The 13,757-nt window shown below is 73.4% G+C and carries 13 protein-coding genes; 9 read left to right on the top strand and 4 right to left on the bottom strand.

Translation table 11 applies throughout. The annotated features are described in order from the left end of the window. Positions 1-193 precede the first annotated feature (193 nt). Positions 194-991, bottom strand: a complete 798-nt coding sequence (locus OHB09_RS31550; protein WP_191891405.1) for an IclR family transcriptional regulator domain-containing protein — start codon at positions 989-991, stop codon at positions 194-196. A 405-nt stretch (positions 992-1,396) separates the two neighbouring features. Between OHB09_RS31550 and OHB09_RS31545 the strand changes: the two genes are divergently transcribed. After that, complete coding sequence (locus OHB09_RS31545) at positions 1,397-2,842, top strand: amidohydrolase family protein (RefSeq protein ID WP_328922915.1); 1,446 nt, start codon at positions 1,397-1,399, stop codon at positions 2,840-2,842. 25 nt (positions 2,843-2,867) lie between these two features. On the opposite strand, the gene OHB09_RS31540 is transcribed toward OHB09_RS31545, so the two are convergent. Continuing rightward, positions 2,868-3,605 carry an SDR family oxidoreductase gene (locus OHB09_RS31540; RefSeq protein ID WP_191853683.1) on the bottom strand — a complete coding sequence of 246 codons (738 nt, stop codon included), beginning with the start codon at positions 3,603-3,605 and terminating at the stop codon, positions 2,868-2,870. A gap of 135 nt (positions 3,606-3,740) precedes the next feature. Here OHB09_RS31540 and OHB09_RS31535 point away from each other — a divergent pair, with 135 nt between their 5' ends. From OHB09_RS31535 to OHB09_RS31505, 7 genes are all read left to right on the top strand, one after another. After that, positions 3,741-4,316, top strand: a complete 576-nt coding sequence (locus tag OHB09_RS31535; RefSeq protein WP_319117669.1) for a TetR/AcrR family transcriptional regulator — start codon at positions 3,741-3,743, stop codon at positions 4,314-4,316. Between the two features lie 288 nt (positions 4,317-4,604). Further along, complete coding sequence (locus tag OHB09_RS31530; protein WP_328922914.1) at positions 4,605-6,083, top strand: glycoside hydrolase family 76 protein; 1,479 nt, start codon at positions 4,605-4,607, stop codon at positions 6,081-6,083. Positions 6,084-6,175: 92 nt separating this feature from the next. After that, positions 6,176-8,044: a glycoside hydrolase family 76 protein gene (locus tag OHB09_RS31525; RefSeq protein WP_234527686.1), complete on the top strand. Its 1,869-nt coding sequence runs from the start codon at positions 6,176-6,178 to the stop codon at positions 8,042-8,044. A gap of 230 nt (positions 8,045-8,274) precedes the next feature. Beyond that, positions 8,275-8,790: a SigE family RNA polymerase sigma factor gene (locus OHB09_RS31520; RefSeq protein ID WP_040895101.1), complete on the top strand. Its 516-nt coding sequence runs from the start codon at positions 8,275-8,277 to the stop codon at positions 8,788-8,790. Continuing rightward, positions 8,780-9,460 carry a hypothetical protein gene (locus OHB09_RS31515; protein WP_191853680.1) on the top strand — a complete coding sequence of 227 codons (681 nt, stop codon included), beginning with the start codon at positions 8,780-8,782 and terminating at the stop codon, positions 9,458-9,460. The genes OHB09_RS31520 and OHB09_RS31515 overlap by 11 nt, the downstream gene beginning before the upstream one ends. A gap of 104 nt (positions 9,461-9,564) precedes the next feature. Beyond that, the gene (locus tag OHB09_RS31510) at positions 9,565-10,569 is read left to right on the top strand and encodes a bile acid:sodium symporter family protein (protein WP_050811183.1); all 1,005 of its coding nucleotides are present in this window, start codon (positions 9,565-9,567) and stop codon (positions 10,567-10,569) included. Between the two features lie 162 nt (positions 10,570-10,731). Then, positions 10,732-11,331 (top strand): TetR/AcrR family transcriptional regulator, encoded by a 600-nt coding sequence (locus OHB09_RS31505; protein ID WP_006140108.1) that lies wholly within the window; start codon positions 10,732-10,734, stop codon positions 11,329-11,331. Positions 11,332-11,395: 64 nt separating this feature from the next. On the opposite strand, the gene OHB09_RS31500 is transcribed toward OHB09_RS31505, so the two are convergent. Further along, positions 11,396-12,205, bottom strand: coding sequence for an alpha/beta fold hydrolase (locus tag OHB09_RS31500; protein WP_006140105.1), 810 nt, complete (start codon positions 12,203-12,205; stop codon positions 11,396-11,398). A 94-nt stretch (positions 12,206-12,299) separates the two neighbouring features. Further along, a complete protein-coding gene (locus OHB09_RS31495; RefSeq protein WP_191853679.1) occupies positions 12,300-12,767 on the bottom strand; it encodes a cupin domain-containing protein in 468 nt (155 codons plus the stop codon). Between the two features lie 156 nt (positions 12,768-12,923). Here OHB09_RS31495 and OHB09_RS31490 point away from each other — a divergent pair, with 156 nt between their 5' ends. Further along, positions 12,924-13,577, top strand: a complete 654-nt coding sequence (locus OHB09_RS31490) for a TetR/AcrR family transcriptional regulator (RefSeq protein WP_006140100.1) — start codon at positions 12,924-12,926, stop codon at positions 13,575-13,577. Positions 13,578-13,757 lie beyond the last annotated feature (180 nt).

The following is a 13,757-nucleotide window of genomic DNA, read 5'->3' as shown; positions in this document are numbered from 1 at the left end:
GACCGCCTCCATGCGTCGACCGCTGTACGGACGACTGTCCGCTGTACGATTCTGGCATGACGAACGGCGCGGACGTCAAGGGGCGGCGGACGCGGACCTCCGCGGCGGGAGACGGATCTCCGCGGCGGGACGGCGAGGCGCTCGCCCGGGGCGGGCGGCCCTCGGTGGGACCCGCGCGACAGGGGCCACGGCCCTACCGGACGACGTGCGGGGCCGTCTCCAGGCGGGCGAAGTCGGCACTGATCTCGCCGGCCGCCTGCAGCAGCAGCGGCAGATGGTGGTCGAGCAGCCGCTCGACGGAGGTCTCGGCGGCGTGGGCGTTGACGTTGAGCGCGGCGATCACCCGGCCCGAGCCGTCGCGCAGCGGCACGGCGACGGAGCGGATCCCCAGGGTGAGCTGCTCGTCGGTGAGCGCCCAGCCCCGGGCCCGCACCTCGCGCAGTTCCGCCTCGCGCTCGGCGCGGTCCGGCTGCCAGCGCGGCACGAGACCCGACCTGCCGGGCTCGGCCAGGACCTCCTCCAGCCGCACCGGGTCGAGGGCGGCGAGCAGCACCTTGCCGAGCGAGGTCTGCAGCGCCGGGAAACGCGTGCCGATCTGCACGGCGAGGGCGACGATCTTGGGCACCGACACGCGTGCCACGTAGACGATGTCGGAGCCGTCGAGCTGGGCCGCGGAGACGGATTCGCCGGTGCCGGCCGACAGCCGCTCCATGTGCGGCCGGGCCACGTCCCACAGCCCCATCGACCGCACATAGGCGACCCCCAGTTCCAGCACGCGCGGGGTGAGGGCGAAGCCCTGCGGGTCGGCCCGCACGTAGCCCAGCTCCTGGAGGGTGAGCAGGATGCGGCGCACGGTGGGCCGGGCCAGTCCGGTCCCCGTCGCGAGTTCGCTCAGGCTCATGACGGGCCGGTGCGGGGCGAAGGCGGTGATCACCTCCAGGCCGCGGGCCAGCGCCTCGATGAAGTCCGGTCCGGTGCCTTCGCGCGGCATGGCCTCTCCTCACAACGGTCGATCGGTGACGGTGGGGAACCGCCTGACGGAGCGGGCGTCACCCTACTGCACGAGGCCCCGGCACGTCCGCCAGACGGACGGCCGGAACGCACCCGAAGACCACACCCGGCCCTCCCCTCGCGGGCGGCGAAACCGCAGGTGGCACGGATGCACCCGGCGAAGCCGCACCCCGATGCCGCCCACCTCACGGGAAGAGGCGCCGCAGGTGCGACCGTTGTACGGACGTACTGGCTCCTTCCCCTTCCCCGCCCCGCGCGAACCGATTCCGTACGGGCGCTTGACACTGCCGGAGCGGCTGCCCAGAGTGGCACCCAACTCTTGGCGACCGCTGAGCGGACACGCGTCCGCCACCGGGGTCGCGTCCACGGTGTGAGGAGTCCACGGATGAGCGAGTCGAGCGAGTTCCGGCCGGGCCGACCGGTGGTCCTGCGAGGCGGGACGGTGCTGCCGATGGACGCGTCGCGCCGAGTGCTCCCGGACGCCGACGTGCTCGTCGTCGACGACCGGATCGCCGCCGTCGGACCCGCCCTGGAGGTGCCCGAAGGCACCGCCGTCATCGACGCCACCGACGGCATCGTGATGCCGGGCATGATCGACACCCACCGGCACATGTGGCAGACCGCGATGCGCGGCTACGGCGCCGACTGGACCCTCACCCAGTACTTCGTCTGGTACTACCTCGAGTCCGGCAGGCTGTTCCGGCCCGAGGACGTCCACGCCGGCAACCTGCTCGCGGCGATCGAGGCGATCGACGCCGGTGTCACCACGGTGGTGGACTGGTCGCACGGCCTGCAGACCGTGGACCACGCGGACGCCGCCGTGGACGCCCTGCGCGCGGTGCCCGGCCGGGCCGTCCTCGCCTACGGCAACATCCAGCAGCCGCCCGCCGAGTGGACCGGCAGCCCGGAGTTCCGCGACTTCGTACGGCGCCGGATCACCGGGGACGACATGCTGGGCTTCCAGCTCGCCTTCGACGTGACGGGCGACCCCTCCTTCCCGGAGAAGCCGGCCTTCGAGGTGGCACGCGAACTCGGCGTGCCCGTGACCACCCACGCCGGCGTGTGGGGCGCGACCGGGGACGACAGCATCCGGCTCATGCACGAGCACGGGTTCATGACCCCCGAGACGGTCTACGTGCACGCCGCCTCGCTGTCCGCCGACTCCTACCACCGCATCGCGGCGACCGGCGGCTCCGTCTCGGTGTCGACGGAGAGCGAGCAGAGCGCGGGCCAGGGTTACCCGCCCACCTGGGCGATCCGCGCCCACGGCATCCCGGTGTCGCTGTCCATGGACACCAGTGTGTGGTGGAGCGGCGACCTGTTCTCCGCGATGCGGACCACCCTCGGCGCCGACCGTTCCCGGGAGCATCTCCAGGCGCAGGCGAAGGGCGACACCGTCACGCACGCCGCGCTGCGCGCCGAGGAGGTGGTCTCCTGGGCCACCCGCGGAGGCGCGCACGCGCTCGGCCGGGACGACCTGGGCAGTCTGGAACCCGGGAAGAAGGCGGACCTGGTCCTGATCAAGAACGACCACTCGCCGGTCTCGTTCCCGCTGCTCAACCCCTACGGCCACGTGGCCTTCCAGGCCCAGCGCGGTGATGTGCACACGGTCCTGGTGGACGGCCGCGTGGTCAAGCACGAGCACCGGCTGCTCGGCGTGCACCTGGCCGCCGCGCGGCGGGAGATCGAGGCCACGGTCGCCCATCTGCGCGAGTCGCTCGGCGAGGAGGGCTGGCGCAAGGGCATGAACCCGGACGTGCCGGAGACGAAGATCCTCGACAACCCGTACACCTACACCGACTACCGCAGCGGCTCCACCCACGGCGGCTGAGCGGGCCGCCGCCGGGGTCGGCCCGTCAGGCCTGCGCGGTCGAGCGGACGACGATCTCACCGACGTCGACGTGTGCGGGCTGCTCGATCGCGTAGGCGATGGCGGAGGCGACGGCCGAGGGCGGCATGGCGATCTCGTCGCGCTGCCGCACCAGCGCCGCCGCGATCTCGGGGCCGGCCCCCTTGCCCACTCCCTCGGTGTCCGTGAAGCCGGGCGAGACCAGGGTGACGCGCAGGTCAGGTCCCGACTCCTGGCGCAGCCCCTCGCTGAGGATCTTCACCGCCGTCTTCGTCGCCGCGTACACGCCCTGCGGGGACTTGACGAGGTAGGCGGCGGTCGAGGCCACATTGACGAAGTGTCCGGAGCGCTGGCGCCGGAAGACGGGCAGGGCCGCTCCGATGCCGTTGAGCAGGCCCGTGACGTGGGTGGCGACCATCGCGTCCCAGTCGTCCTGACGCAGCTCGTCGAAGGGCGAGATCGCCATGGTGCCCGCGTTGGAGACCAGCACGTCCAGCCGGCCGAACCTCTCGACCGCCTCCCCGGTCAGCCGGGCGAGGTCCTCGCGTCGGGTGACGTCCACGACGAGACCGACCGCCTCGCCCCCCTGTGAGGTGATCCGCTCCACGACCGCGTCCAGCCGTTCCTTGCGCCGTGCTCCGAGCACGACACGGGCCCCGCGGGCGGCGAGGTGGACCGCGGTCTCCTCCCCGATGCCGCTGCTGGCGCCCGTGAGCGCGATGACCTTGCCGTTGATTCCCGACATGATGTGTCCTTCGACAGGTGTGCGCAGGTCATGCCTGACCTACAGTGGAAGTGGGGGCGCCCCCACTTCTCCGAGACTAAGTGGGGGCGCCTCCACTTAGCAAGTCGTCATGCGTGTGAAGGGATGACAGGGTCGATGACCGAGGAAGCGGCACGCCCGCTGCGGGCCGACGCGCGGCGCAACCGGGAGAGGATCCTCGCGGCCGCCGTGCGCGTCTTCGCGACGGAGGGGCTCGACGCCCATCTGGAGCGCATCGCCAAGGAGGCGGGCGTGGGCAGCGCCACGCTGTACCGCAACTTCCCCACCCGGGAGGCGCTGGTCGAGGCCGTCTACCGCAACGAGGTGGCGCAGCTCTGCGACGCGGCCCCCGCCCTGCTCGCGACGAAGCCGCCCCTGGAGGCGCTGCACGACTGGACCCGCCTCTTCCTGGACTACGTGACGGTCAAGTACGGCGTGATCGACGCCCTGCGCGCCATCGCCGCCTCGGGGCGCGGCAACCCCTACGGCCACAGCCGCGAGTTGATCTGGGACGCACTGAAGATCCTGATGGACGCGTGCGTGGCCGCCGGCGCGATCCGCACCGACATCGGTCCCGACGACATCGGGACCGCGCTGGAGGGCATCGCCCTCACCTCCTCCGGCGCCGAGGACCGGGCCAGGGCGGAACGCCTGCTGGACCTCACCCTGGACGGCCTGCGCCCCCGCACCTGAACCGGCCGGGCCGGCCAGGGCGACCGCCCGCCGGCCCCGCCCCCGTCCTCGGCGGCCGCTCAACACCACCGCTCGTCCGCCCCGTTGACGTCCCCCCAGCTCAGCACTACCGTCTGAGAGCGCTCTCTGTGTCAGGCGCCGTGCGTGCGCCTCACCGTCGGCCCGCTCCCCCCTTCGTTCCACCCCGCTCTCACCCCACACCCCCGGGCCACCCTCGCGGCACGCGACCGCACGGCACACGTCCGCGCCGACCCGGTCCGGGGTCCCCCCACCGAGCAGGGAGGTCCCATGTCCCGCAGATCCGGGCCCGGTGCGCTGCGCCGGCCCGCCGTGGTACTCGCCACGGTCCTCGGTGCCGCCCTCGCGGCCCTGGTCCCCGTTCCCGCCGCCGCGGACACCTCCGCGGCGGCGGCCATCTGCAACACGTACTGCGACGCCCGCGACCCCGCCGCCTCTCCCGGCGACCGCACGCCCGTCACCGCGAGCGTCTTCGGCCGCTCCCTCGTCCTGCACTTCGACGACGCCGACGCGATGGGCTGGGCGTCCCTCGGCAACGGCACTCCCGGCGACGAGGTCTGGCTGGACCGCTCGCTCGACGGCGGCCGCACCTGGAGCGCCGGCAGCAGACTGGGGGACACCACCGTGCCCGCCGGACAGCGTGGCTGGCGCACCCTGATGTACAACGTCGACGACTGGAACAACCACGGTGTCGGCGCACTGCGGGCCTGCGGCAAGGCCGGGGACCGCGCCGACATCGCCTGCACCCCGTGGGCGCGCACCACCTGGAACGCCGGTGAGCGGCGCACCGCCGCGGCCACCGGTCTGATGAGCCTGTACAACTACGGCACCGGCCTGTTCGACACCACCGGCTGGTGGAACTCGGCCAACGCCCTCACCGCCGTCATCGACAACATCCGGGTGACGGGGATGGGCAGTTACCGGTACGCGATCGCCCGCACCTACGAGCGGAACCTGAACGCCCAGGGCGGGCAGTTCCGCAACGACTACCTCGACGACACCGGCTGGTGGGGACTGGCCTGGGTGGCCGCCTACGACCTCACGGGCGACAGCCGCTACCTGAACACCGCCCGCGCCGACGCCGACCACATGGCCGCCCACTGGGACGGCACGTGCGGCGGCGGGGTGTGGTGGAGCACGGCCCGGACCTACAAGAACGCCATCACCAACTCCCTCTACATCCAGCTCAACGCGGCCCTGCACAACCGCCTGCCGGGCGACAGCGCGTACCTGAACCGCGCGCGGGCCGGCTGGAGCTGGTTCCAGGGCACCGGCATGATCAACGGCTCGTACCTGGTCAACGACGGGATCAGCCTGTCCACCTGCCGCAACAACGGCGACACCGTCTGGTCCTACAACCAGGGCGTCCTCCTCGGCGCGCTGGCCGAGCTGAGCCGGGCCACGGGGGACGGCGCGCCCCTCACCGCCGCGCGGCGGATCGCCGACGCGGCGACCACCGCGTCCTCGCTGCACACCGGTGAGGGCATCCTGCGCGACCCGTGCGAGAACGGTGACTGCGGGGGCGACGGACCGTCCTTCAAGGGCGCGGACGTACGCGGCCTGGCCCGGCTCGACTCCGCGCTCCCCGACCACCCGTACACCTCCTACCTGCGCCGTCAGGCGGACCGCGCCCACGCGGCCGACCGCAACGCGCTGGACCAGTACGGGCTGCGCTGGTCGGGTCCGCTCGACAAGGTGGACGCGGCACGCCAGCAGAGCGCCCTCGACCTGCTCGACGCGGCGTCGTGAACGGGCCCCGGAACATCTCGCGCCGGCTTCGGACAACGTTGTCCGCACGGTCGTATCCGCCCTGCGCACGGTCGTACGCGCCCTCCCCACGGGTGCGCGCCCTCTCCCTCCTCCTCTCCGGACTCCTCGTCCTCACCGCCGCCGTGGCCGGTGTCCTCGCCCTGCCCACACCCTCCCGGGCCGCGGCGAACCCGGTCTGCGCGCTGGCGTGCGACACCCTCGACCCCTCCCGTGCGCAGCGGGAGACCTTCCCGGTCGCCGACCGCACGCCGGGCGGCCGTCTGCTGCGGCTGCACGTCTCCGACCCGGACGGCATGGCCTGGGCGAGCATCGACCGCGGCGCCAAGGGCGACGCCGTCTGGCTCGACCGCTCCTGGGACCGTGGCGCCACCTGGGAGGGGCTGCTCGGCCGGGCGAGCGTCCCCGCCGCACGGACCGGCACGCGCACCCTCATGTACAACATCACCGACCCGGTGGGGCACCGCCGGGGGTGGATCCGCGCCTGCGGCGACGCGGCCGGTGTGACCTGCACCGACTGGGTCTACCCCACGGTGTGCGACGGCACCCGCTGCGACGGCGGCGACCCCGCCGGCGCGCCGTCCGACGAGCGTCCCGTGCCGTCCACCACGCTGTTCGGACGCACCATCAGCCTCCACGTCGACCAGCGCGGCGCGACGGCCTGGGGTGTGATCGAGAACGGCGGCCCGGGCGACGAGATCTGGCTCGACCGCTCCTGGGACGAGGGCGCCGGCTGGCCGGAGGGCTCCTCCCTGGGCCGCACCCAGGTGCCCGAGGGCGCGGGCTCGACCCGTACCGCGGTGTTCGCCACCCGTGATCCGCGCGGGCTGCTCTACGGCGGGGCGGTGCGCGCCTGCGGCCGGGAGGCCGGCCACCAGGAGGGGAGCTGCACGGCGTGGGCCCGCCCCGCGCCGAGCCGGGCCCGTGCGGCGGCCGACGCGCTGATGGCCTCGTATCACGTCAACGAGGGCTGGTGGCGGAGCAGTTGGTGGAACTCGGCGGTGGCCCTCACGGCGGTCGTCGACTTCTCCCGGCGCACCGGGGACCACGAGTACGACTGGGCCGTCGCCCGTACCTTCGAGCAGAACCGGGGCGTCTTCCCGGCGGGCGGCCGGAGTTCCGACCCGATCGAAGGGCACTTCATCAGCCGCGCCGTCGACGACGCGGGCTGGTGGGCGATCGCCTGGCTGGACGCCTACGACCTCACGCACGAACGCCGTTACCTGGACGAGGCGGTGACGATCGCCTCGTACCTGCACACGTTCTGGGACACCGGGACCTGCGGCGGCGGGATCTACTGGAACCGCGAGCGCACGTACAAGAACGCGGTGACCAACGGTCTCTACCTGTGGATCACGGCCGCACTGCACCAGCGGCTGCCCGGTGACACCCTGTGGGGCTCGCGGGCGAGTACGGCGGCCGACTGGTACCTGGGCAGCGGGCTCATCGGCTCCTCCTCCCTCGTCAACGACGGCCTGACCGACGGCTGCGCCAACAACGGGCAGACGGTGTGGAGTTACAACCAGGGCCTGGCCATCGGGGCGTTCACCCAGATGTGGCGGTCCACGGGCGAGGCCCGGTACCTGAGCACCGCGAGGCGTCTCGCGGACGCGGCCCTGTCCTCCTCCCGGCTGACCCGCGAGGGTGTCCTGACGGAGGTCTGCGACACCGGAACGAGCACCTGCGACGACAACCAGAAGCAGTTCAAAGGCGTCTTCGTCCGTCATCTCGCCGACCTCGCGGACGCCACCCGCTCACCCGCCTACCGCTCCTACCTGCGCACGCAGGCCGATTCGATCTGGACCGCCGACCGCGATCCCCTCAACCGCCTCGGCCAGCGCTGGGCCGGCGGCACACCGAACACACCCGGCGGCACGAACGTCCAGGACTGGCGCACACAGGCCAGTGCGCTGGAGGCGCTGACCGCCGCCGACGGTCTCTGACCGCGCGCGTGCCGGGCGACACCGCGTGTCGTCCGGCACGGGCGTGCGCGACACCCCGAACACCACGACCCCACAGGTGAGATGCGTCCGAACACCGCCAGGCCGGCGCATCCCGGTACCCGTGTTCCCCGTCCTCCTCGGGGGGTGTGCTTCGATGTGCGCGACCCGCGGCATCCGTTCGCGAAGTGACGGGTGGGTCGCACGGGATTCCGAGACGTTCGGTGGAGAGCATGACCGAGGACGAGTTCGACGCCTTCTACGCGGCCGCGTTCCCCCGTCTGACCGGTCAGCTCTACGCCTTCACCGGGGACCTGGGGGAGGCGCAGGACGTGGTGCAGGAGGCGTTCGTACGGGCCTGGGACCGGCGTAGGAAGCTCCTGGCCGACGAGGCGCCGGAGGCGTGGATACGCACCGTGGCCATGCGTCTGGCGGTCAGCCGTTGGCGCCGGGCCAAGCGGTGGGTGGAGCTGATGCGGCACAGTCCGCCGCCCGAACCGGATCCGGGCCCGGGGCCCGAGCGCGCCGCTCTGGTGGCCGCGTTGCGGGAGCTGCCGGAGAGTCAGCGCATGGCGATCGTCCTTCACCATCTGTGCGACCTCAGTGTCGAGCAGGTAGCCTCCGAGACCGGTGCGCCCGTGGGAACGGTCAAGGCCAGGCTGTCGCGCGGGCGGGCGGCGCTGGCTCGGCGGCTGGCGGTGGACGAGGCCGAGGAGCCGGCCTGGAGGGAGAGCGGCCGTGTCGGATGAGCTGGCCACCGCGCTGCGTGAGCTGGCGACCGCACACGAGGCCGCGGCCCCCCTGCCCCCCGACGAGATCCGCGGCCGGGCGCGGCGCCGGCTGCTGCGGCGCCGGGTGGCGACCGCGTTCGGCGCGGCGACGACGGCCGCCTGCGCCCTGACGGCCGCCGCGTTCACCCTGCACGAGGACGAGGCCGCCCCGCGTCAGCACCGGGCGGCCGCCGCCTCCGGCGCCGACAGCCGTTCCGCGGCGAGCCCGGCGCCCTCTCGGGCGGAGGGGTCCCTCGATCTCGGCGGGCACCTCCTGCACTCCGGGGACCGGGTGCTGCGGATCGACTCCGCCTCCCTCGCCACGGTCCCGACCGGCGGCACGCTGACGGTGACCGCCAAGCGCCGGCCCCTGCTGCTGCCCAGCGGCGGCACCAAGGGCCGTCGTTCGTACCAGGTCCCGTACGTCGTGGAGCTGCGCACGGCCCGGAACACACAGGTCTACGCGGGGGCCCTCGCCCCGGAGAAGGCGGCCGGTTCGCTGGGCACCGGCACGGGGTGGGTGGGTCTGCGGGCCGGCGACGCCAAGTGGTTCTACGAGCGCGCCCGGGTCGGGGACCGCATCGAGGTCACCTCGGACCCGCTGCCGAGCACGCGGACGCCCGCGGCCGGCGCACCGCCCACCGGGTGACCGAGGGGCCCCGTCCGGGCGGCCCCCGAGACGCACCCTCAGAGGGTGCCCGCATGGCGAGACGGCGTTGCCGCCCGTTAATACATGGCACTTACATGCATCACATGCGCAACTCCCAGTCCCCCGCACCGGCCACCGGCTCCCCCACGGGCACGGGTGGCCCGGCCCCCGCGGACCGTGCCGCCCGCCGGGCCGTCACCGTCTTCCCGCTCCTCGTCATCGCCGCCGGCCTGGCCGGCCTGCTCTCCCCCGGCACGTTCTCCGGGTACGGCACCGACGTGCCCTACCTCCTCGGCGTGGTGATGTTCTGCATGGGGCTCACCATGTCCCTGGAGGACTTCCGGGGTGTGGCCCGGCGCCCCTGGGTGGTGCTCCTCGGGCTCGCCGCCCACTACGTGATCATGCCGGGGCTCGGCTGGCTGCTCGCACATCTGCTCCACCTCTCCCCCGCCCTCGCCGCCGGTGTCATCCTCGTCGGCTGCGCGCCGAGCGGCACCGCGTCCAACGTCGTCACGTACCTGGCCCGGGGCGACGTGGCACTGTCCGTCTCCGTGGCCACCGTCTCCACCGTGCTGGCCCCCCTGCTGACGCCTCCGCTGACGCTGCTGCTCGCGGGCGAGTACCTGCCGGTGGACGCGGGCTCGATGGTGACCGACATCCTGAAGACCGTGCTGCTGCCCGTCGTGGCGGGCCTGCTCGTACGGCTGCTCGCCGGGCACCGCGTCGAGCGCGTGCTGGGCGCGATGCCGTGGCTGTCCTCCCTGGCCATCGCCGCGATCGTCGCCGTGGTCGTCGCGGGCAGCGCGGACGCCCTGAAGTCGGCCGCGGGGACCGTCCTGCTGGCGGTCGTCCTGCACAACGGCTGCGGGCTGGCCCTCGGTTACTGCTGCGGTCTGCTCGGCAGGCTGGGCCGGCCCGCCTCGCGCGCGATGGCCTTCGAGGTCGGCATGCAGAACTCCGGCCTCGCCGCCTCGCTGGCGACCGCGCACTTCAGCCCGCTCGCCGCGCTGCCCGCCGCCGTCTTCTCCGTGTGGCACAACATCTCCGGCGCCCTGGTCGCCGCGTGGATGGCCCGCCGTGCGCCGCACGGAGCGGGGGCCGCCGGCTGACCCGGGGCACGCCGTTCGGCGCCCGCCGGGGGCGCCGCCCGCGCACCGGAGGGACGGTGGGAAAATGGGAGCGCCGGGGCGGACCCCGGCGAACCGAGCAGACGGCAGGACGCGCCGCCGTACGGGTCAGTCCCCGTACGGTGGGGCGCCGAGAGGAGCCGCGTGGTGGCCGACGCCCACGAACCCACGGTCCGGTCCAAGCGGGCGGACGCCCGGCGCAATGAGCAGACGCTGCTCGACGCGGCCTCGGCGGTCTTCGTCGCGTCCGGCGTCGAGGCGCCGGTGCGGGACATCGCGGCCAGGGCGGGCGTCGGGACGGGCACCATCTACCGCCACTTCCCCACCCGGGCCGACCTCATCGTCGCCGTCTACCGGCACCAGATCGAGGCCTGCGCCGAGGCCGGTCCCGCCCTGCTGGCGAGTACCCCCTCCCCGCACACCGCGCTGGGACAGTGGATCGACCTCTTCGTCGACTTCCTGGTCACCAAGCACGGTCTCGCCTCGGTGCTGCGCTCGGACGACCCCGGCTTCCAGGCGCTGCACGCCCACTTCCTCGACCGCCTCCTGCCGGTGTGCGCCGGGCTGCTGGACGCGGCGGTCGCGGCGGGCGAGATCCGCCCCGGCCTGAGGGCGTACGAGCTGATGCGCGGCGTCGGCAACCTGTGCATCGGCGCCGACCGGGACCCGGACTACGACGCGCGGCGTCTCGTCTCGATCCTCGTCGCGGGACTGCGCCACCACCCCGGCGGGGACGGGGCGTGACACCGCCGCGGTGGACGCCCGGCGCGGGCCGGCCGCGCGGGTCCCGCCGCGGCCGGGGCGCCGGTCAGCGCCGCGCCTGAACCTCGGCGTGGGCCTCGGCGAAGTCCCGGACGACCGGCAGGAGCATCTCGGGGGTCTCGATCTGCGGCATGTGCCCGGTGCCCTTCAGCAGCCGGAACTCCGCGCCGGGCACGGCCTCGGCGTAGGCGCGCCCGTAGTCGGCGTCCACCACCCGGTCGCTCTCGCCCCAGGCCACCAGGACCGGGCGCTCGATCAGCGCCAGCCGTACGGCGAGGCCGGGGTCGGCCATGGTGTGCGGGCCCGAGTAGACCCGGAGCGCGGCCTGGTTGGCGGCCGCGGTCGCGCGCTGCTCCTCGGTGAGCGCCGCCGGATCGAAGCGGAACTTCGAGGGGTCGTGGAAGGAGAGCCGGGAGAGCTCCACCGGTGTCAGCGAGAAGGTGTCGGCGACGGGGTGCCCGGGGACGGCCATGCCCACGGCGTTGACGAGGGTGACGCTGCTGATCCGGTCGCCGCCCAGGGCCGCCAGTTCAGCGGCGATCCAGCCGCCTATGGAGTTGCCGACGACGGCGACGTCCCGCAGGTCGAGGACGTCGAGCAGGTGCGCGTAGGCCCGGGCCAGCGTGGGCACGTCGGTCAGCCACTCGGGCCGGGGGGTGCCGGCGAAGCCGGGGTGCAAGGGGGTGAACACCCTGGCCGGGTGCCGCTCCGCCAGCAGGGCGGCGAACGGGGTGACGGTGGCCGGGCCGCCACCCCCGTGCAGCAGGAGGAAGGGGCGGCCCTGCTCGCCGTGCCGCTCGACGGTGAGGTCGAGGGTGCCCTGATCGAGGGCGACGGTGTGGGTGGTGCGGGTCATGCGGTGCTCCTTGGCCGGCTCGTCGAGCCGTGGAAGAAGAGGTGAAGGGGCAGGAGGGGAAGGGCGGCGGACGGCGCGGACGGTGTCCGGACCGTCAGGCGAAGTCGGTCGCCGGGACCGTGGCGTAACGGCTCATCACGGCCACGGTCGCCTCCGGGGTCACCTTCCGGCCCTCGGCGATCATGTCTCGCAGGTCCCGGAAGTACTGCACGTACAGGTCGGGCGTGAAGGTGTTGAGCAGTACGGCCGGCTCGTCGCCGGGGTTGGCGAAGGTGTGCGGGGCGCCCGGCGGGATCATCGCGAGCGTGCCGGCCGGGGCCTCGTACGTCGTCTCGCCGACGGTGAAGCGGACGGTGCCCGAGACGACGTAGAAACCCTCGTCGTGCTGGGCGTGGCGGTGCTGGGGCGGGCCCTCGGTGCGCGGGGCGATCGTGATCTCGCCGATGCCGAGGCGGTGGTCGGTGGTGCTGCCGTCCTCCAGGATGCGGATGCGGGTGCCGCCGAGGTGGACGCTCTCCCCCTCCTCCGGCCCGACGACGGACGGCTGGTTCGTGGCGCTCACGAGGACCTCTTCTCACAGTCGTGTTCTCGCAGTCATGAGAGCTGACTCTCACGAGAGTAGAGATGTCACTCTCCTTATGCAAGTGCACTCTCATCATGAGAGGTAAGCGTTAGTATGGATTCCGCACACGGACCACCACGACAGGAGGAGCCCTCGATGACCGCGCGCACGGGCACGGGAGCGGACCCCGGCGGGGACACCGGCACGAAGGGGGCCGCCGGCACCGGCCGTGCCAACCAGCGGCAGCGCACCCGGACGGCGATCCTGACGGCCGCACGCGAACTGATCGCCGCCGGCACGGAGTTGACGATGCCCGCGGTCGCCCGCGCGGCCCTGGTCTCCGAGGCCACCGCCTACCGCTACTTCCCCGACCTCTCCTCCCTGATCGGCGAGGCACTGTCGAGCGCGTGGCCGTCCCCCGCCGAGGCCCTGGCACCGGTCGCGGGCAGCCCCGACCCGGTCGAACGGGTCGCGTACGCGACCGAGTTCCTCCTCCGCGGCGTGTTCTCCCGGCAGCACGCGGTGCGCGGGATGATGGCGGCGACGATCGTCCGGCCGGAGGCCGCGAGTCTGCGCCCCGGGATCCGCTTCGGGCTGATCGACCAGGCACTGCTGCCACTGGAGGGCACCCTCGGGGCGCGGGACCCCGAACGCCTGGCGCAGTTGAAGCGGGACCTCGCGGTGGCGGTGAGCGCCGAGGCGCTGTTCGTCCTCACCGATCTGTGCGGCCTGCCGCCCGAGGACGCGATCGCCAGCGCGGTGCGCACGGCGACCACCCTGACCAGCGCCGCCGTCCCCTCGGACGCGTAGCGCAAGGTACCGGGCGATTCTCCGCAACTCCCCGATTCCGTCAGGTCACTTGCATGGACATCAACCGGAGGTCCGTGCTCCCATGCCATGTGCACGTCGTGCGGCCGATCACCCGTCGCGGCCCGCCCGGCGTGACCGAGCGGCATTGCCGACAGGAGAAACGGAATTGTCCATGACCAG

It is taken from the genome of Streptomyces griseoaurantiacus (assembly GCF_036189845.1).
Taxonomy (GTDB): Bacteria; Actinomycetota; Actinomycetes; order Streptomycetales; family Streptomycetaceae; genus Streptomyces; species Streptomyces griseoaurantiacus.
This window is presented reverse-complemented; position numbering and strand designations above follow the sequence as displayed.